This is a genomic window from Sphingomonas sp. Leaf242 (genome assembly GCF_001422045.1).
Classification (GTDB): Bacteria; Pseudomonadota; Alphaproteobacteria; order Sphingomonadales; family Sphingomonadaceae; genus Sphingomonas.
The window spans coordinates 610,384-626,846 of the sequence record NZ_LMLW01000001.1 but is presented as its reverse complement, the minus strand read 5'-3'; the positions used below and the strand labels follow the sequence as shown (position 1 = coordinate 626,846).

The 16,463-nt window shown below is 66.8% G+C and carries 18 protein-coding genes and 1 tRNA gene; 10 read left to right on the top strand and 9 right to left on the bottom strand.

All coding sequences use genetic code 11. The annotated features are described in order from the left end of the window. Positions 1 to 63: 63 nt before the first annotated feature. Positions 64 to 148, bottom strand: a tRNA-Leu gene (locus ASF09_RS02855). A gap of 121 nt (positions 149 to 269) precedes the next feature. On the opposite strand from ASF09_RS02855, the gene ASF09_RS20615 reads away from it, so the two are divergent. Both ASF09_RS20615 and ASF09_RS02850 read left to right on the top strand, forming a co-directional pair. Further along, positions 270 to 425, top strand: coding sequence for a hypothetical protein (locus ASF09_RS20615; protein ID WP_183128689.1), 156 nt, complete (start codon positions 270 to 272; stop codon positions 423 to 425). A 2-nt stretch (positions 426 to 427) separates the two neighbouring features. After that, positions 428 to 646 (top strand): hypothetical protein, encoded by a 219-nt coding sequence (locus tag ASF09_RS02850; protein WP_082444012.1) that lies wholly within the window; start codon positions 428 to 430, stop codon positions 644 to 646. A 3-nt stretch (positions 647 to 649) separates the two neighbouring features. Here ASF09_RS02850 and ASF09_RS02845 read toward each other — a convergent pair whose 3' ends face one another. Next, positions 650 to 1,264, bottom strand: coding sequence for a hypothetical protein (locus ASF09_RS02845; RefSeq protein ID WP_060524399.1), 615 nt, complete (start codon positions 1,262 to 1,264; stop codon positions 650 to 652). Between the two features lie 269 nt (positions 1,265 to 1,533). Between ASF09_RS02845 and ASF09_RS02840 the strand changes: the two genes are divergently transcribed. Next, the gene (locus tag ASF09_RS02840) at positions 1,534 to 2,094 is read left to right on the top strand and encodes a retropepsin-like aspartic protease family protein (RefSeq protein WP_235529533.1); all 561 of its coding nucleotides are present in this window, start codon (positions 1,534 to 1,536) and stop codon (positions 2,092 to 2,094) included. A gap of 274 nt (positions 2,095 to 2,368) precedes the next feature. Here the strand turns inward: ASF09_RS02840 and gatB are convergent, their stop codons facing one another. From gatB to gatC, 3 genes are all read right to left on the bottom strand, one after another. Continuing rightward, the gene (gene gatB / locus ASF09_RS02835; RefSeq protein ID WP_060524395.1) at positions 2,369 to 3,850 is read right to left on the bottom strand and encodes an Asp-tRNA(Asn)/Glu-tRNA(Gln) amidotransferase subunit GatB; all 1,482 of its coding nucleotides are present in this window, start codon (positions 3,848 to 3,850) and stop codon (positions 2,369 to 2,371) included. A 160-nt stretch (positions 3,851 to 4,010) separates the two neighbouring features. Beyond that, positions 4,011 to 5,495, bottom strand: a complete 1,485-nt coding sequence (gatA, locus tag ASF09_RS02830) for an Asp-tRNA(Asn)/Glu-tRNA(Gln) amidotransferase subunit GatA (protein ID WP_060524393.1) — start codon at positions 5,493 to 5,495, stop codon at positions 4,011 to 4,013. After that, a complete protein-coding gene (gene gatC, locus ASF09_RS02825; protein ID WP_056048145.1) occupies positions 5,495 to 5,797 on the bottom strand; it encodes an Asp-tRNA(Asn)/Glu-tRNA(Gln) amidotransferase subunit GatC in 303 nt (100 codons plus the stop codon). The genes gatA and gatC overlap by 1 nt, the downstream gene beginning before the upstream one ends. A gap of 141 nt (positions 5,798 to 5,938) precedes the next feature. On the opposite strand from gatC, the gene ASF09_RS02820 reads away from it, so the two are divergent. From ASF09_RS02820 to ASF09_RS02805, 4 genes are all read left to right on the top strand, one after another. Next, positions 5,939 to 7,045, top strand: coding sequence for a DUF3089 domain-containing protein (locus ASF09_RS02820; RefSeq protein WP_060524391.1), 1,107 nt, complete (start codon positions 5,939 to 5,941; stop codon positions 7,043 to 7,045). Further along, complete coding sequence (ruvX, locus tag ASF09_RS02815) at positions 7,042 to 7,509, top strand: Holliday junction resolvase RuvX (protein WP_060524389.1); 468 nt, start codon at positions 7,042 to 7,044, stop codon at positions 7,507 to 7,509. Before ASF09_RS02820 ends, ruvX begins: the two co-directional genes overlap by 4 nt. A gap of 163 nt (positions 7,510 to 7,672) precedes the next feature. Then, positions 7,673 to 8,659 (top strand): aspartate carbamoyltransferase catalytic subunit, encoded by a 987-nt coding sequence (locus ASF09_RS02810; RefSeq protein ID WP_060524386.1) that lies wholly within the window; start codon positions 7,673 to 7,675, stop codon positions 8,657 to 8,659. Continuing rightward, a complete protein-coding gene (locus ASF09_RS02805) occupies positions 8,656 to 9,876 on the top strand; it encodes a dihydroorotase (protein WP_060524384.1) in 1,221 nt (406 codons plus the stop codon). Before ASF09_RS02810 ends, ASF09_RS02805 begins: the two co-directional genes overlap by 4 nt. 164 nt (positions 9,877 to 10,040) lie before the next feature. Here the strand turns inward: ASF09_RS02805 and ASF09_RS02800 are convergent, their stop codons facing one another. The 3 genes from ASF09_RS02800 to ASF09_RS02790 are packed head-to-tail and all read right to left on the bottom strand — an operon-like array spanning position 10,041 to position 12,598. Then, complete coding sequence (locus ASF09_RS02800; RefSeq protein WP_060524382.1) at positions 10,041 to 11,393, bottom strand: SPOR domain-containing protein; 1,353 nt, start codon at positions 11,391 to 11,393, stop codon at positions 10,041 to 10,043. Between the two features lie 16 nt (positions 11,394 to 11,409). Then, complete coding sequence (locus ASF09_RS02795) at positions 11,410 to 11,889, bottom strand: hypothetical protein (protein WP_082444011.1); 480 nt, start codon at positions 11,887 to 11,889, stop codon at positions 11,410 to 11,412. 4 nt (positions 11,890 to 11,893) lie between these two features. Beyond that, on the bottom strand, positions 11,894 to 12,598 hold the full coding sequence (locus tag ASF09_RS02790; protein WP_056048126.1) for a ParA family protein: 705 nt from the start codon (positions 12,596 to 12,598) through the stop codon (positions 11,894 to 11,896). A 185-nt stretch (positions 12,599 to 12,783) separates the two neighbouring features. Here ASF09_RS02790 and ASF09_RS02785 point away from each other — a divergent pair, with 185 nt between their 5' ends. Then, positions 12,784 to 13,860, top strand: a complete 1,077-nt coding sequence (locus tag ASF09_RS02785; protein ID WP_327196535.1) for an SPOR domain-containing protein — start codon at positions 12,784 to 12,786, stop codon at positions 13,858 to 13,860. Between the two features lie 145 nt (positions 13,861 to 14,005). Continuing rightward, entirely contained in the window at positions 14,006 to 14,488 is a 483-nt protein-coding gene (locus ASF09_RS02780; RefSeq protein WP_060524378.1) for a hypothetical protein, read from the top strand. 150 nt (positions 14,489 to 14,638) lie between these two features. Here ASF09_RS02780 and serB read toward each other — a convergent pair whose 3' ends face one another. Next, positions 14,639 to 15,520, bottom strand: coding sequence for a phosphoserine phosphatase SerB (serB, locus tag ASF09_RS02775; protein ID WP_060524376.1), 882 nt, complete (start codon positions 15,518 to 15,520; stop codon positions 14,639 to 14,641). Between serB and miaA the strand changes: the two genes are divergently transcribed. Next, positions 15,513 to 16,460 carry a tRNA (adenosine(37)-N6)-dimethylallyltransferase MiaA gene (gene miaA, locus ASF09_RS02770; RefSeq protein WP_060524374.1) on the top strand — a complete coding sequence of 316 codons (948 nt, stop codon included), beginning with the start codon at positions 15,513 to 15,515 and terminating at the stop codon, positions 16,458 to 16,460. The two genes, serB and miaA, sit on opposite strands and share 8 nt — an antisense overlap. The last annotated feature ends 3 nt before the right edge of the window (positions 16,461 to 16,463 follow it).

Below are 16,463 nucleotides of genomic sequence, written 5' to 3'. Positions count from 1 at the left end.
GCCTTTGTCTAAAAGAGCATTCAGGATAATTCTTCGGGCGGTCGCCTCGCCTGCGCGGCGGGCTGGTGCGGGCGAAGGGACTCGAACCCCCACATCTTGCGATACTTGGACCTAAACCAAGCGCGTCTACCAGTTCCGCCACGCCCGCACAGGACATCGCCGTAGCGGGCGCGTCTATACCAACGATGCATGCGGGGGCAAGCACATAGGCAACTCCCAACGCAACCGCGCTCGATTACAGGCGTTGAACACCCAGAAGGAGAGACATCATGGCTACTCAACCCCCGGCAGAATTCCCGACCCCGACGTCGCCCGTCGAGCCGACCGCGCCGCCGCCCGAGTTCAATCCGCCGGCGCCCGACATCGACGTGCCTGTGCCAGGAACGCCGTCGAACGATCCCGCACCCGTCCAGCCGGAGTTTTGAGCGTGAGCGATCCGCATTCCGGCACCAATCCCGAAACGCTCCCCGAGGATCGTGACGAGGATACCCGCAGCGACATCGAACAGGCAGTGGAGTCGCGCTCCGACGCGGTCGAGCGCGGCGAAGGCGGCGACGAGCCCGAGACGTTCACCGACAGCGGCCTGCCCGACGGCGTCGGTGGCACCGGGGGCGTCGTGAAGAACCAGGACAACGACGCGCAGTAAGCGTCATGAGGTCGGTAGATGGTGGTCGGTGCGATACGCATCGACCGCCATTAACAGGCCGGCAATTTCCGCCGTCGAAAGCAGAAAAGCGCGTTCTCCGCCGTTTTGCGCCATGATCTTGAATGGCAATGACGTGATCCCGTCGCCTGCGTACAATTTGGCATTGGCGCTGAGCAACGCCGCCGCGATCGCAAACCCGACGGTCTCGGACCTCAGGCAGGCAAACCCCCTCGGGCAAGATGCTTTCAAGCGCGCAATCCGTTGCGTCGCTATCGTGCGCGGCCCGGCGGGCGTTGCATAATTGGCCGTATCCCAGTTCGCCCAACCATAGTCGCGGTACCGTATCCTGACATAGGCCTGATACGCAGTCCGGCCCGTCTTCTTGTCGATAAAAGCGCGAAGAAATACGTCATCGAGCGCCGGCCTCAGCAGCGGCTTTCGATCGACGAACCCGTTCGCGGTGGTGATCGTCGCGACCGTGTCCAGATCATCGTCATGAAGCGTCGTTCGGGCCTGGAATTGCGCCGGCGTCATCGCCGCAAGCCGCCGCTCGCCGCTGGACCTGCTTGATGCGGCCGATGCCTGACCGATGGCGAGCGTCAGGATCGCGATTGTCATTGTCCATCTGATCGCCATCTGCCGCCCCCGGGTCGCAGTGAAGCGCGTTCGACGGACACGCGCAATCCGCAGGAACGGCAATCCGGCCGGTTTCGGATCGGTCCCTTTCGCGAGCGCCTTTTACCCACGCGTCGGTCAGCACCGATACAGGTTGCCGCGCCTACGCTAAGATACTGCCAGCACCTCTATTTCAGGACCCGTCGATCTTCACGCTGCCCAACCCCGGCCAACCGCACACGCTGTATGTCGCACTCGGTATCGCCGTCGTCGTGCTCGTCGTCGCGCAGCGCATCCCGATCGTGCGGACGCTGGTGAATATCGGCATGACGCTCGTGTTGGTCGGCCTGTTGTTCGTCGCGGTCGACCAGCGGCGCCAGTTCGACCCGTATGTCGGCAAGATCGCCCGGTTCCTGAAGATCGAGGACCAGCAGGTGGTCGGCGGCGAGGTCCGTATCCGGATGTCGCCGGATGGCCATTTCTGGGCGCGCGCGACGATCGACGGTGTCAGCCAACGGCTGCTGATCGACAGCGGGGCCACGATCACGGCGATTTCGGAAAAGACGGCGGAGAAAGCTGGTGTTGAGGCGCGGGTTGGCGTGGTGCCGATCGTTTTGCAGACCGCCAACGGCTCGATCGCGGCGACGACGGGGAAGATCGCGAGTTTGCGTCTCGGCGCGATCGTCGCGCGGGACTTGCAGGTGGTGGTGTCGCCCGCGTTCGGCGAGACCAACGTGCTGGGGATGAACTTCCTGTCGCGCCTCGCGTCGTGGCGGGTAGAGGAGAACACGCTAATCCTCGTGCCGCATCATCCGCAGAAGGTCGACGGGTAAGGCCGCGTCCGTATACAACCACCCCGGCGAAGGCCGGGGCCCAATTGGAAAGGTTGCAGTAACGAAGCGCTGCCCACCGTTATCACCGTCCCCCAATTGGGCCCCGGCCTTCGCCGGGGTGGTGCCTGTCGAGGGCGGGCGGACTACACTTCTGCTAGTGCCCTCGCGAACGCGGGGGCCCAGGAATCAAGCAGCGCTGCATTCGGTTACCCTAGACTCCCGCCATCGCGGGAGAACGGAAAGGGCGGGAGAGAGAGCAAAGAAGTCGGTAGCTTTACGAGGCCATCGACTCCCCCAGCATCCCCTTCAGAACCTCGTTCACGACAGCAGGGTTAGCCTTCCCCCCCATCGCCTTCATCGTCTGGCCCACGAAGAACCCGAACAGCTTGTCCTTGCCGCCGCGGTAATCAGCGACCTTGTCCGCGTTCGCCGCCATCACCTCGGCGATCACAGCCTCGATCGCGCCGGTATCGCTGGTCTGCTTCAACCCGCGGTCCTCGACGACCTTCGCCGCGCCGTCGCCGGTCTCGAGCATCACCTCGAACACCTGCTTGGCGAGACTCCCCGACAGCGTGCCGTCCGCGATCAGCCCCAGCAATTCCGCAGCCTGCGCCGGCGACACCGGCGAGTTCTCGATGTCCTTGCCAGTCCGGTTCAACGCGCCGAACAGCTCGGACGTCGTCCAGTTCGCCGCCGCCGCCGGCTTCACGCCCGCGTCGAGCAACGCATCGAACCACCGCGCCGCCTCGACCTCGGCGGTCAGCACCGTCGCCTGATACGCGGTGATCCCGAGCGCCTCATACCGCGCGCGCTTCGCATCCGGCAGCTCGGGCAACGAAGCCCGACACTCGGCCAGGAACGCGTCATCGAGCACCAGCGGCAACAGATCGGGATCGGGGAAGTAGCGGTAATCATGCGCATCTTCCTTCGACCGCATCGACCGCGTCTCGTTGCGATCGGGATCGTAGAGCCGCGTCTCCTGCTGGATCTTGCCGCCGGCTTCGAGCACCTCGACCTGACGCCTGGCCTCCTGCTCGACCACCGCCATCACGAAGCGCACCGAATTGACGTTCTTCGTCTCGGTCCGCGTGCCCAGCTCGTCGCCGGGCTTGCGCACGCTGACGTTGACGTCGGCGCGCATCGAGCCTTCTTCCATGTTGCCGTCGCACGACCCGACATAGCGCAGGATCGATCGCAGCTTCCGCAGGTAAGCCCCTGTTTCCGCTGGAGATGCGAGATCGGGCTTCGACACGATCTCCATCAGCGCAACGCCCGACCGGTTGAGATCGACGTACGACTGGGTCGGATGCTGGTCGTGCATCAGCTTGCCCGCATCCTGCTCGACATGGATGCGCTCGACGCCGATCCGCTTGCCCGCGGCATCGGGGTTCTTCTCGTCGAGGCTGATGTCGATCGCGCCCTCACCGACGATCGGCTGATAGAGCTGGCTGATCTGATAGCCCTGCGGCAGATCGGCGTAGAAATAGTTCTTCCGGTCGAACCGCGACCATTTGTTGATCTGCGCCTCGATCGCCATGCCGGTGCGGACCGCTTGGCGGATGCACTCGCGGTTCGGGACCGGCAGCATGCCCGGCATCGCCGCATCGACCAGCGACACCTGCGTATTGGGCTCCGCGCCGAACGCGGTCGCCGCGCCCGAGAAGAGCTTGGCGTTCGACGTCACCTGCGCGTGCACTTCGAGGCCGACCACGACCTCCCACTCGCCGGTTTCGCCCTGGATTCTGTAATCGCTCATCGGTTCTTTCGTCCGTTCTGACGCAGCCGTGCGCGCCGATTTTGCATTTCAGGCGCGTGGTGCCTCGCCATCTTCGATTGCGAACGCCCGCGAAAAAGCCGCTTGAAACCTTCGGCGAGACCTTCCCCTATGATTTGGGAAACGATCTCACCGATCCAACTCACCACCAAACATCCGGCCGCGCGACGAACCCGGCGCGCTGTTCGATCGCGAGCCCTGCGTTCAGCACGCCTTGCTCGTCGAGCGGCTTGCCGATGATCTGCAACCCGAGCGGCAGACCCTGCTTGTCGAGGCCACCCGGCACCGACATCGCCGGCAGACCGGCGAGCGACGACGGCACGGTGAAGACGTCGTTCAGATACATCGCGATCGGATCGGCCGACTTCTCGCCGAGCGCGAACGCCGCCGACGGTGCGGTCGGGGTCAGCAGGACGTCGCACGTCTCCCAAGCCCGCTCGAAGTCGCGCGCGATCAGCGTCCGGACCTTCTGCGCCTGCGTGTAATACGCGTCGTAGAAACCGGCCGACAGCACGTACGTGCCGATCATGATGCGGCGCTTCACCTCGGGGCCGAAGCCTTCCGCACGCGTCGCGGCGTACATGTCCTGCAAGCCGGCGCCGGTCGGCAGGTCGCGGATCCCGTAGCGGACGCCGTCATAGCGCGCGAGGTTCGACGACGCTTCGGCGGGGGCGATGATGTAATAGGCGGGGAGCGCGTATTTGGTGTGCGGGAGCGAGACCTCGACGATCGTCGCGCCGGCGTCCTTCAGCCAGTCGATACCCTGCTGCCAGAGCGCCTCGATGTCCTCGGGCATCCCGTCGACGCGATATTCCTTGGGAATGCCGACGCGCAAGCCGTTGAAATTGCCCGACAAACCCGCTTCCCACTTCGGCACGTCGAGCTGCAGCGAGGTGCCGTCCTTGGCGTCGAACCCGGCCATCGCCTCCAGCAGGATCGCGCAGTCGCGAACGTCGCGCGCCATCGGCCCGGCCTGGTCGAGCGACGACGCGAACGCGATCGTCCCCCAGCGCGAGCAGCGGCCATAGGTCGGCTTGATGCCCGAGATGCCGGTGAAGGCGGCGGGCTGGCGGATCGAACCGCCGGTGTCGGTGCCGGTCGCGCCGGGGCAGAGCCTTGCGGCAACTGCCGACGACGAGCCACCCGACGAGCCGCCGGGAGCCAGCGAGGCGTTACCGCCATCGTTGCGCTTCCACGGCGAGATCACGTTGCCGAACGCCGAGGTCTCGTTCGACGAGCCCATCGCAAACTGGTCCATGTTCAGCTTGCCGAGCATCCCCGCGCCCGCGTCCCACAGGTTCTGCGAGACGGTCGACTCGTAGGTCGGCGTAAAGCCTTCGAGGATATGGCTCGCCGCGGTCGTCGTGACGCCCTTGGTGCAGAACAGGTCCTTCATGCCGATCGGCACGCCGGCCAGCGGCTTGAGCGTCTCGCCGGCTTCGCGCGCAGTATCGGCAGCAGTGGCCGCGGCGATCGCGTGGTCTGGCGTCTCGACAAGAAACGCGTTCAACGCCTTGGCCCGGCTCACCTTTACGATGAACGCATCGGCGACTTCGCGCGCTTTGAAGGAACCGTCGCGGACGCCGTCGCGGATGCCTGCGATCCCGAGATCTGTAAGGTCGGTCATTATTCGATCACCTTCGGCACGGCGAAGAAACCATGCTCTGCCACCGGGGCATTAGCCAAGACCTGCTCGCGGATGCCGCCGCCGGTCAGCGGGTCGGCATTGACGACGTCGTCGCGCAGCCGCAGCGTGTTGGGGATGACGGCGGTCATCGGCTCGATACCGGTCGTGTCGACCTCTTCGAGCATCTCGATCCAGCCAAGGATGTTTCCGAGTTCCGGCGCCATGCGGGCGGCGTCCTCGTCGGTGATCGCGATGCGCGCAAGGCTCGCGATCCGCTTCACGGTTGCAGTATCTACGGACATGGGCTGCGGCTAGCACCGCGTGGCGCGGGCGCGCAACACCCTTCGTGATGCCCACAGCAGCGGGGGAACACGAAGCTGCGCGATTGCAACGGCGGCGCGCATACGGCACGGGAGCCGGACCGCCTGCACGGAAGGTCCCGCTTGGCCCGCAAGTTTCTCTATTTCGTCGCCGCGATGATCGTTCTCGCGATCGCCGCATTGCTCGCCTACCGCCTGTTCGGCACGCAGTTGATGCGCGCAGTGATGGTCCCGAGCGAGACGTTCCAGCCGCAACGCGAAGCCCCGCGCAACATTTACGCGCGAAAGATCATGTGGCTCGCCCGCCCCGATGCGCCGGGCAACCCCGCGCTGTGGACGCCGCCCGGCTATACGCCCGGCAAACCGGGCACGGGCGCCGCGATCTTCTTCATCCACCCGACGTCGTACATCAACCGCGACCATTGGAACGCGCCGATCGACGACCCCGAGACCAATGCCCGAGCGGAACTGTTCCTGCGCGGCCAGGCAAGCGCGTTCAACGAGGCCGGCGACATCTGGGCGCCGCGCTATCGCCAGGCGACGTTCGGTGCATTCCTGACCAGCGCCGCCGACAGCGAACGTGCACTCGCGTTGGCGTACGGCGACGTCTCCGCCGCGTTCGACCGCTTCCTCAAGGAAGCCGGCCCGAAGCGCCCGATCATACTTGCCGGCCACAGCCAGGGCGCGCTCCATCTCACCCGCCTGCTTCGCGACCGCATCGCCACCGACCCGAAGCTGAAGGCACGGATCGTCGCAGCCTATGTTGTGGGCTGGCCCGTCTCGCGTGCGACCGACCTGCCGAAGATGGGCCTCCCCGAATGTCGCGCACCGGATCAGACCAACTGCATCCTGTCGTGGGAAAGTTTCGCCGAGCCCGCCGATCCGTCGCTGATCGTCGACGCGTACGACCAGACCACAGGCTTCAACGGTCAGCCGCGCAAAGGCACGCCGATGGTGTGCACCAACCCGCTGACCGGGATGCCGTACACCGCCGCGCCCGCCATCGCCAACCTCGGCACGCTCGTCCCATCGGTCGACCTCAAGACCGCGACGATCGCGATCGGCAGCGTGCCCGCACGCTGTGCCGACCGCGGCTTCCTGCTGATCGGCGAGGGCCCAAACCTCGGACCGTACGTGCTCCCCGGCAACAACTACCACGTCTACGACTACAGCCTGTTCTGGGCGAACATCCGTGCCGACGCCAACCGCCGCCTGAAGGCTTTCCAATGATCACGCTCTCTGCCGCGCAATTCCGCGACGCGCTCCCGAACGGCGGCCGCCTGATCGGTCTCGACGTCGGCACCAAGACGATCGGCACCGCACTCTGCGACGCAGGCTGGTCGTTCGCGAGCCCCGCGCTCCTGATCCGCCGCACCAAGTTCCAGAAGGACAAGGCCGCGCTTGCCGAGATCATCAAGGCGCAGGCGGTCGTCGGGCTCGTCATCGGCCTGCCGATCAATCTCGACGGCAGTGAGAGCCCGCGCTCGCAATCGACGCGCGCGTTCGCGCAGAACCTCAAGGACATGGGCCTCCCGATCCTGCTCCAGGACGAGCGCTGGTCGACCGTCGCCGTCACCCGCACGCTGATCGAACAGGACGCCAGCCGCGCCAAACGCGCCGAACTGGTCGACAAGATGGCGGCGGCGTACATCCTCCAAGGCGCGATCGACGCGTTGGTCACGGCGCAGATCTGATACTCACCCGTCATCCTGACGAAAGTCAGGATCCAGAGCCAAAAACGGCGCACTGCTAGGCTCTGGATCCTGGGTCGAGCCCAGGATGACGGAGGGGCTGGCGAGGCGTATCGTCATCGCCGCGCTTGCCCCCTGCCCCTGCGGCCACTATCCCGCAGCTTTAATGCGAACCTCAGATCACCGCCCCGCCGCCCTCATCGAAGGCGGCGCCGTCTTCCCGCACCGGCATCTCACCGGCATCGACGGGCTCCAGCCACACGAGATCGCGTTCCTGCTCGACGAGGCGGAGACGTGGGTCGGCGCGAACCGTACGCACGCCACGCCCGACAAGCGGCTGGCCGGACTTACCCAGATCAACGCGTTCTTCGAGAACAGCACGCGCACGCTCCTGTCGTTCGAGATCGCCGGCAAGCGGCTCGGCGCCGACGTCGTCAACATGCACGCCGCGCAGTCGAGCGTGAAGAAGGGCGAGACGCTGATCGATACCGCGATGACGCTCAACGCGATGCGCGCCGACGTCATCGTCATCCGGCATATGTCGTCAGGCGCGGTGCGGCTGATCGCGGACAAGGTCGACTGCCCGGTACTGAACGCGGGCGATGGTCGGCACGAGCACCCAACCCAGGCGCTGCTCGACGCGCTGACGATCCGGCGGCGGAAGGGTTCGATCGCGGGGCAGCGCGTCGTGATCTGCGGCGATCTGCTGCACAGCCGCGTCGCGCGCTCGAACATCCTGGCGCTCACCGCGCTCGCCGCCGAGGTTCGCGTGTGCGCGCCGTCGACGCTGATGCCGCCGATGATCGAGCGGATGGGCGTCACCGCGTTCACCAATTTCGACAAGGCCCTGGAGGGTGCGGACGTGGTGATGATGCTCCGGCTCCAGAACGAGCGGATGGACGGCGCGTACGTCCCCTCCACGCGGGAATATCGATTGCGCTACGGCCTGACGCTCGACCGGTTGGCGAAGGCGGCACCCGATGCGTTGGTGATGCATCCCGGCCCGATGAACCGCGGCGTCGAGATCGATTCCGCGGTGGCCGATCACGCACGCTCGGCGATTACCGAACAGGTCGAGATGGGGGTCGCTGTCCGCATGGCCTGCCTCGACGTGCTGACCCGAAGAGCACGCGGCGTGGAGGGTTGGGCATGATCCTCGCGCTCACCAACGCGACGCTCGCCTGCCCCGTCGGCGGCGTGACCAAGGGCAATCTGCTGATCCGCGACGGCGTGATCGTCGCGACCGGGATCGTCGATATTCCTACCGATGCGACGGTCGTCGATTGCGGCGGCAAGACGATCGCGCCCGGGATCGTCGATCTCGGCGTCGCGAAGGTCGATCGTGCTGCCTTCCGCGCCGGCGGGATCGTGCGGATCGGCCTGATGCCCGACCAGTCGCCGGTGCTCGACGACCCCGGCATCGTCCAGCGCGCGGCGTTGATCGGCAAGCCGGACCTCTGGATCCATCCGATCGCCGCCGCAACACGCGGACTCGAAGGCCATGACCTCGCCGAGATGGCGATCTGTCTCTCGGCGGGCGCGAAGGCGGTCGGAACGGGGAAACACTGGATCGCCGATAGTGGCGTGATGCGGCGCATGCTGGCCTATGCGCGCGATCTCGACGTGACGGTGATCGCGCATGCCGAGGATGGTGGCCTCACCGCCGGCGCGGTCGCGACCGAAGGCGAGACCGCGACGCGCCTTGGCCTGCCCGCCGCGCCTGCGGTGGCCGAAGCGCTGGCGATCGCGCGCGACCTGATGCTCGCCGAGGATACCGGCGCGCGGATCCATATCCGGCAGGTGACGACCGCCGCCGGGTTCGATCTGATCCGCGCGGCGAAGCGTCGCGGCGTGTCGGTTACCTGCGGCATCACGCCTGCGCATCTGCACCTGTCGGAGATCGCGGTCAGCGATTTCAGGTCGTTTGCGCTGCTCTCGCCACCGTTGCGCGCGGAGAGTGACCGGCGTGCGGCGCTCGCGGCGATCGCGGACGGGACGATCGACGTGCTGTGCTCGGGGCATGAACCGCGCGGCCCCGAGGAGAAGCGGCTGCCGTTCACCGATTCGAGCAGTGGGATGGCGGGGGCGGAGACGCTGCTGCCGCTCGCGCTGATGCTGGTCCGCGACGAGCATCTGACGCTGGAACGCCTGTTCGCGCTGCTGGCGCGCAACCCGGCGCGGGTGCTGGGGCTCGACACGGGGACGCTGGAGGTGGGCAAGCCTGCCGACCTGATGCTGTTCGATCAACTGGCGCCTTGGCAGATCGTCGGCGAGGCGTTCGAGGCCGAGGCGGGGAATACGCCGTTCGATGGTCTGCCGGTGCAGGGCCGGGTGTTGCGATTGTGGAAAGGTGGCCGTGAGGTTCTGTAACGCGGGCCTGACGCTCGCCCCCCCTAATGCACCGCCCCGGCGGACGCCGGGGCCCAGTTGGAAAGGTCGGCGTAACGGAGCGCCGCCGTCACTTAGCGACGTTCCCCAACTGGGCCCCGGCCTTCGCCGGGGTAGTAATTACCGCGGCTGGGAAGTCTGCCCCTCTACCGCGCGGCCAGTTGCATCCCCGGTTTCCGCAGCCACTGCGCCACCGCATCACCCGCCCCCGTCCGGACGAAGCACGCGCCGCCCTTCGCGCGGTACTGGCGACACATCGAATCGGCCGCCGAACGACTGAAGCCACCGACCGACAGGCGGTAGAAATCCTCGCCGTCCGCTTTGAAATTCATGCCGTTCGGCGTGTAGCCGGCGAGGACCGCGAACCGCTTGGCGGCACGACCCCACGCATCGCGCGCGACCCCGGCACTGTCGAACGCGCCCAACTGAACGTACCAATGGCCGGCGGCTGGCGCCTTCACCTGATAGGCCGCGCTCGCCATGCCGCGTCCCGATCGAGCAGGCATTGCGGCGAGCTTGATCGGACCGCCCGCCGGACGGAGCATCATCGCCGGCAGGGCCTGGACGAATTCCTGTCGTGGCCCGAACGACACCTTCGAGAAACCCGCAACCGCCGCAGGGGTTGGTACGGCAGCGACCTCGACCGGAGCCTCCACCGCCACGGAATCGACGGCCGCAAGCGCCTGTTCAGGTGCAGCCGGCACTCCCGGCAGCATTGGCGCAGGTACGTTCAGCGCCAGCGCGACCGGCTGGCCGCCATCCGCCGCCGCACGCACGCCGAGCAGGCTCGCAACCTGATCCGAGGCCTTGGCGGGCTGTGCGAAGGTCGCCCATTGCTCGAGCCGCGCATCGACATCCGCTGGCGCCATGTCCGCCGCCGCGACGACGCGCGCCGATTGCCATTGCCCTGCCAGCGCCAGGCTCAAGCCGAGGTTCTGGCGAACCTTAGCACTTGTCTGCGGCGACCGCGCGACTTCGGTGAGGACGGCGATCCCGCCCGCCGTGTCGCCGGCCAGCGACATCGCCAGCCCGCGGTCGCTTGCCGGGATGATCGCTGCATTGCTGTCCAGCGTGCGCCGGGCCGCCTGCCAATCCCCCGTCGCGATCTGCGACAAGGCAAGGTTCAGCGCGGCCTTTCCGTTGGCCGGTGACAGTTGAAGCGTGTCGGCGAAGGCGTGGCCCGCAGAGGTGAAACGGCCCGCCTGGAGATAGCTCTGCCCCAGCAGCATCCGGTAGGCGGCCGATTGCGGCATCAGCGCCACCGCGTGTTCGGCATAGCCGACCGCAGCCGGTCCGTTGCGGCTCGCCAAGGCGGTCTGCGCCCTGCCCGCGTCGCCCGCAGCACCGTTTGCAACGCCCTTTGCCGCCGCCTTCGCCGCCAGCACGGCGCTACGATCGCCGGCCGATGCCACGCCGCCGCCATTGGCCGCACAGCCTACCATCGTTCCGCCGAGCAGCAGAGCGGAGACGCCGCCAAGAAATAGTGCACGCGTGTTCATCGGGAAAATCCCTGTTTTAACGTTTGCGGGGCTTTGCCCGCGGCAGTTGCGCGACGAGCGCATCGACTTCGGGCAGGCGGCGCAGGAATTCGTCGAGCGCCTGGATGACCAGCTGCTGCGAAGAGGTTTTGGTGACAGCACTCGCCAGCCTGAGTTTCAGGTGCCGATCGGCATCGAGCCGCAACGTGAACGCAGCCTTCGTAACGCTAGTCTTTGCCGCCGCCTCGCGGCCGATCCGCGATGCGGCCGCAAGCGATACCGGTGTCACCGCGACCGTGCGCTGTTCGAGTTCGGTCGTGAGCGCGTCGCGTTCGATCAACACGGACGGCATCCCGTCGCGGTCCGGCCCCTCGCCCAGGTCGTTCCAGCCGAGATCCTCGCCGACATCGGCCGGTGCTGCGCCGGTCACGTCCTGAGGCCGCATGGCCGGCCTCGCGGTCCCCTTGCGCGCGAGCAGCGAGGGGGACAGCGATGCCATCGGTTTGGGCTGGGTCATCGCGTCACCCCACGATCCGACGGCCGAAGCCCCCGGCGGCGGGACGGATTGCCGCGGCGGCCGGCACGGCGAAGACGGTGCGTCTGAAATTCTTCTCGAGCCGGTCGCAGACATAGGTCCACAGCGCCTCGATCTCGGCGGTCGAGCGGCTCTTCGCATCGACCTCCATGACCGTCCGGCCATCGATCATCGAGGCCGCGAAATCGGTGCGCTGATGGATGACGACCGGAGCGACCGTGCCATGCTGCGACAGCGCGAGCGTCGCGTCGGCGGTGATACGTGCTTTAGGCGTGGCGGCGTTGACGACGAAGATCAGCGGCTTGCCGGCGCGGGCGCACATGTCGACCGTCGCGCCGACCGCACGCAGATCGTGCGGGCTCGGGCGGGTCGGCACGACGATCAGTTCGGCGACCTGGATGACGCTCTGGATCGCCATCGTGATCGCCGGCGGGGTATCGATCATCGCCAGCTTGAAGCCTTGCTGGCGGAGGATCTCGAGATCGGCGGCGAGGCGCGCGACGGTCGTCTGCGCGAACGCGGGCTCGTCCGCGACGCGCTCGTTCCACCAGTCGGACAGCGACGCTTGCGGATCGATGTCGATCAGGACGACGGGACCGTGTCCGGCACGCTCGGCCTGGACCGCGAGATGGCCGGTCAAGGTCGTCTTCCCCGATCCCCCTTTCTGCGATGCGAACGCTAGAACGCGCATATTCCCCGAACCCCTTTTGTCGACCGAGGGAATGCCATGCGCGGGCATAAGAATAGGTTAACGCGACGTCATAATGGGTGCATTTAGGAGTCGAAATGGATGCGATCGGGGCAGAATTCCTGCCCCGCCTTCCCTTGCCGGACGAACGGCGGCATGGTGGTGCGATATTGACACGAGGTAGACCGATGAAGGCTGGGCACGGACGTTTCTGGGGTGCTGTGGTGCTGAGCAGCATGCTGGCGACGGGGGGCATGCTGACGGCGGATCGCGTGTCGGCGGCCGCGCCGGCTGGGGCCGACGTCAAGTCCGGGGTCGATGCCTGGGCAAAAGGCGATTTCGCACGCGCGGTCGGCATCTGGCGTCCGCTCGCGATCGCCGGCGACGCCGATGCGCAGTTCAATCTCGCGCAGGCGTACAAGCTCGGCCGCGGCGTGCCGCTCGACCTGACGCTGGCCGAAAGCTGGTTTCGCAAGGCGGCGATGCAGGGGCATCTCCAGGCCGAGGACAATTACGGTCTGGCGCTGTTCCAGTCGGGTAAGAAGACCGACGCGCTGCCGTGGCTCGAGAAATCGGCGGCGCGCGGCGAACCCAGGACGCAGCTCGTGCTGGGGACGATGCTGTTCAACGGCGACGGCGTGACGCGCGATTATCCGCGTGCCTACGCATTGATGAGCCGCGCCTCGGCATCGGGACTCCAGTCCGCTTCGCAGACGCTGACGCAGATGGACCAGTATATCTCGCCGGCGGACCGCGAAAAGGGCACCGCGCTGGCACAGCATTTTGCGTTGCAGGCGCAAGCCTCGCCAGCGGCGCCGACGCCGCGATCGACGGTCGGCGTCGCCACCGTGCCTGCGTCGCGTCCCGCCGACATGCCGCGGCCCGCGAACCTGCCTGCCAGTTCGTTGCCGGCGCGTGTGCCTGCTCCGGTTCGCGAGCCCGCCGCGCCATCGCCCGCAAAGCCGCCGAAGGCGGAGTTGGCCAAATCGGAAGCTGCAAAGCGGAGCGCAACCAAGTCTGCCGCCCCCAAGCCTGCCGTGGCTCGCGCGACCGGAAACTGGCGGGTCCAGCTCGGCGCGTTCCGCGATCAGGGCAATGCGGAAACGCTTTGGAACCAGGTGCGTGGCAAGCTTCGCGGCGCCCAGCCCTTCTACGCCAAGGCGGGCAGCGTGACGCGGCTGCAGGCCGGCGGCTTTCCCTCCAAGGCGGATGCGACGCGCGCCTGCTCGGCGGCGGGTGTGCCGTGCGTGATCGTCGCGCCCTGAAGCTCCACGGCCGTGGCGCGGCGTGCCGCGGCTCGACCGCCAGATTGCGCCGACCCGCCGCATTCGCAGGCGTGCGCTGCGAGGCGGCAGGGATCAAATAGCCGGACCGGTCGTTTCGTTTCGACATCGACCGGGAGCTAGATGAATGATTTCGAAGACCTTGGCGCTGGCACTTGCCGGCGCAACGCTGTTGGCCGCGTGTTCTGGCGAACAGCCCGCGACTACCAATACCGACGCGATGGTGGATAACGGCGTGTCGTTGCGCAACCTTGCCGAGACCGAGGTGGCGGTACCCAAGCCCGAGCAGCTGACGGTCAAGGGCCGGCTGATCCCTACCCCCTCCGATCCGACGTCACGCCACTTCCTGTTGCGGGAGCGCAAAGCCGTGGGGGGCACTATCATCGCGATCCTGCGGCAGGAGCATGACGGCAAGGTCGCCTATGCGCGGACCGAGACGGATTGCGGCAAGCGCCTGTTCCACGTCCTCGGTGTCGGCCCGAACCGTGCGCTGGTCGAGACCAACGTAGCGCATGACGGTCCGCTGCGCCCGATCAAGGGCCTGCCGTTGCGCGAGGAACTTGCGACGTATGTTTGCAACGCGAGCGGCACGCCGTTGGCGAAGGGGTGAAACGACTAATTGGCCGCCAGAAACGGCGGCTGATTGGAAGCGTCCACCTCTGTTTACCCCGTCATCCTGGGCTCGACCCAGGATCCAGAGCCAAGCAGCGTAGCCTCCCTGGCTCTGGATCCTGACTTTGGTCAAGATGACGGTATTTGACTAGTCCAACACCCAATGCCGCCGCGCGATGCCTTGTGCGTACAGTAGCGCGGTAAGGTCGCCGTGATCGATCCGCGCTGCTGCGGCAGCCGCGACGATCGGCTTGGCGTGGTAGGCCACGCCCAGCCCCGCCGCCTCGATCATCGCCAAGTCGTTCGCGCCATCACCGACCGCGAGCGACTCCTCCACCACAATCCCCCGCTCGGCGATCGCAGCGCGCAACGTCGTCAGCTTCGTATTCGACCCGACGATCGGCTTGGTCACTGTCCCCGTCAGTACGCCACTCTCGATCTCCAGCACGTTGGCGATCGCGCGGTCGAAGCCGATCTCCTTGGCTACCGGCTCCGCGAACCGCGTGAAGCCGCCCGATACCAGCACCGCCAGAGCACCCCGCGCGCGCATTGTCCGGACCAACGCCTTTGCGCCCGGCATGATCGTGACGCGTTCGGTCAGACAGCGTTCGATGTCGCTTTCGGCTAGTCCCTTGAGGAGGGCTACGCGCGCATCGAGCGCCGCCTCGAAATCGAGTTCGCCGCGCATCGCGCGTTCGGTGATCTCGGCAATCTGTGGCTTGATGCCCGCGTAGTCGGCGAGTTCGTCGATGCATTCGACGGTGATCATCGTCGAGTCCATGTCGGCGACGAGCAACGTCTTGGTGCGCGTCAGGCTCGACTGTACGACCACGTCGGTCGCCACGAATGCCCCCTCGAGCGCGGTCCGAGCCGCGTCCGGCGCCATCCCGAAGATCAGGTCGGCGGCGTCGCCCTCGTCGATCCAGCCGCTGACGCCTGGCGCGCAGTCGGCGGCGCGCAGGCGGTCCATCGCGGTCGAAATATCGCCTGCGGTCAGCGTGCCCGAGGCTATAAGCGTTGCCGTGAACATACCCATCTCCCAATCAACGGGCGCTCTCCCGAAGGTCGCGCTCATCGCAGGGCCGACCGCGAGCGGCAAGTCCGCGCTCGCGCTCGCCATCGCTGCGCGCCACGATGGCGTCGTCATCAACGCCGACTCCGCGCAGGTCTATGCCGACCTCCGCATCCTCACTGCGCGGCCATCTACACAAGAAGAGGCAAGCGCATCGCACCGCCTGTTCGGTCATGTGGATGCCGCCGACGCGACCTACTCCGCGGCGCGCTGGGCCGCCGAGGCGACGCTAGCGATCCGCGATACCCTCGCGGAGGGGAAGTTGCCGATCCTCGTGGGTGGCACGGGGCTCTATATCCGCACGCTGCTCGACGGTATCGCACCCGTCCCAGACATCGACCCGGCCCTTCGCGAGCAAGTCCGCGCCATCCCCGTCGCGGAGGCGCACGCAGCACTTACGCAACTTGATCCGCAGGCCGCGACCAAGCTCAACGCAGCCGACACCACCCGCGTCGCCCGCGCGCTCGAAGTCGTCCGCGGCACCGGCCGCACGCTTGCCGACTGGCAGACAGAGAAGGTCGGCGGGATCGGCGAGACGATCGACGTCCGCGCGCTGATCCTGATCCCCGACCGCGACTGGCTCAACGCGCGCATCGACCAGCGCTTCGCCGAAATGGCCGACACCAGCCGCGACGAAATCACTGCGCTGCTCGCTCGCACCGACATCCCGCAGGACGCGCCGATCCGCCGCGCGATCGGTGTGCCCGAGATCGCCGCCTTGGTCCGCGGCGAGACCTCGAAACCCGACGCCATCGCCGCCGGATCGCTCGCCACGCGGCGCTACGCCAAGCGCCAATATACGTGGCTCCGACACCAGCCGCCCGCCGCCTGGCCCCGCACCGAAGCGCTCGATCTACCAACGCGCTTGCAGCAATTTGAAACTATATTGCTCAAATGATGT

Coding starts and splice junctions, on each gene's coding strand:
- gatC (WP_056048145.1), bottom strand. CDS start 5,797: ATGTCCGTAGATACTGCAACCGTGAAGCGGATCGCGAGCCTTGCGCGC.
- gatB (WP_060524395.1), bottom strand. CDS start 3,850: ATGAGCGATTACAGAATCCAGGGCGAAACCGGCGAGTGGGAGGTCGTG.
- ASF09_RS02780 (WP_060524378.1), top strand. CDS start 14,006: ATGATTTCGAAGACCTTGGCGCTGGCACTTGCCGGCGCAACGCTGTTG.
- gatA (WP_060524393.1), bottom strand. CDS start 5,495: ATGACCGACCTTACAGATCTCGGGATCGCAGGCATCCGCGACGGCGTC.
- serB (WP_060524376.1), bottom strand. CDS start 15,520: ATGTTCACGGCAACGCTTATAGCCTCGGGCACGCTGACCGCAGGCGAT.
- ruvX (WP_060524389.1), top strand. CDS start 7,042: ATGATCACGCTCTCTGCCGCGCAATTCCGCGACGCGCTCCCGAACGGC.
- ASF09_RS02785 (WP_327196535.1), top strand. CDS start 12,784: ATGAAGGCTGGGCACGGACGTTTCTGGGGTGCTGTGGTGCTGAGCAGC.
- ASF09_RS02795 (WP_082444011.1), bottom strand. CDS start 11,889: ATGACCCAGCCCAAACCGATGGCATCGCTGTCCCCCTCGCTGCTCGCG.
- ASF09_RS02790 (WP_056048126.1), bottom strand. CDS start 12,598: ATGCGCGTTCTAGCGTTCGCATCGCAGAAAGGGGGATCGGGGAAGACG.
- ASF09_RS20615 (WP_183128689.1), top strand. CDS start 270: ATGGCTACTCAACCCCCGGCAGAATTCCCGACCCCGACGTCGCCCGTC.
- ASF09_RS02800 (WP_060524382.1), bottom strand. CDS start 11,393: ATGAACACGCGTGCACTATTTCTTGGCGGCGTCTCCGCTCTGCTGCTC.
- ASF09_RS02810 (WP_060524386.1), top strand. CDS start 7,673: ATGCGAACCTCAGATCACCGCCCCGCCGCCCTCATCGAAGGCGGCGCC.
- ASF09_RS02845 (WP_060524399.1), bottom strand. CDS start 1,264: ATGACAATCGCGATCCTGACGCTCGCCATCGGTCAGGCATCGGCCGCA.
- ASF09_RS02805 (WP_060524384.1), top strand. CDS start 8,656: ATGATCCTCGCGCTCACCAACGCGACGCTCGCCTGCCCCGTCGGCGGC.